This is a genomic window from Butyricicoccus sp. Marseille-Q5471 (assembly GCF_951230135.1).
GTDB lineage: Bacteria > Bacillota > Clostridia > Oscillospirales > Butyricicoccaceae > Agathobaculum.
On the sequence record NZ_CATNVC010000040.1, the window covers coordinates 1 to 1014 of the forward strand.

1 protein-coding gene is annotated in these 1014 nt (G+C 58.1%); it reads left to right on the forward strand.

Annotated features, from left to right (window positions below):
- Positions 1-1008, forward strand: a 1008-nt coding sequence (gene iolG / locus QOX26_RS14290; RefSeq protein ID WP_283675636.1) for an inositol 2-dehydrogenase, incomplete at its 5' end; no start/stop codon positions are given.
- Positions 1009-1014: the final 6 nt, after the last annotated feature.

Sequence of the window (1014 nt, forward strand, 5' to 3'; positions counted from 1 at the left end):
ATGAAAGTAGGTATTATCGGCGCGGGGCGCATCGGCAAGGTGCACGCGAAGAACATTTCGATGTTCGTGCCCGAAATGGAGATCAAGACAATCGCCGATCCGTTTATGAATGAGCAGACCGAGGCGTTTGCAAAGCAGTGCGGCATTCCGAACACGACCAAGGACGCAAACGACATCTTAAACGACCCTGAAATTGAGGCCGTGCTCATCTGCTCGTCGACCGACACACACTCCAAGTACATCATCGAGTCCGCCAAGGCCGGAAAACATATTTTCTGCGAAAAGCCGGTCGATTACGACCTGAAAAAGGTGCACGAAGCGATTGACACCGCGAAAGAAGCGGGCGTCAAGCTGCAAATCGGCTTCTGCCGCCGTTTTGACCACAACCACCGCGCCGTGTATGACATGGTGCGCGGCGGCAAGGTGGGCAAGGTCAATATCATCAAAATTTCGTCCCGCGACCCCGAGCCGCCCCCGGTAAGCTATGTGAAGGTGTCCGGCGGCATCTTCTACGATATGATGATTCACGATTTCGACATGGCGCGCTTCCTTGCAGGCAGCGAAGTCACCGAGGTGCACGCCGTTGGTTCGGTGCTGGTTGATCCGGGCATCGGCGAAGCGGGCGACGTGGACACCGCGCTTGTTACGCTGAAGTTTGAAAACGGCGCGATCGGCGTCATCGACAACAGCCGCAAGGCGGTTTACGGTTACGATCAGCGCGTTGAGGTATTCGGCTCCGAGGGCTGCGCCCAGAACGAGAACGATATCCCGAACACGGCTGTCCTGTCCACGGCGGACGGCACGACCTACGGCACGGCCTACAAGGTCATGTGGGATCGCTACACGGGCGCGTTCGTCGCTGAAATGCAGGCGTTTGCCGACGCGGTCGCAAACGACAAGGAGACGCCGGTGACCGGCATTGACGGTCTGTATCCGGTGCTGATGGCTGCCGCCGCGACCAAGTCGCTGCATGAGGGCCGCCCGGTTAAAATCTCCGAGGTCGAGTAAATCCAC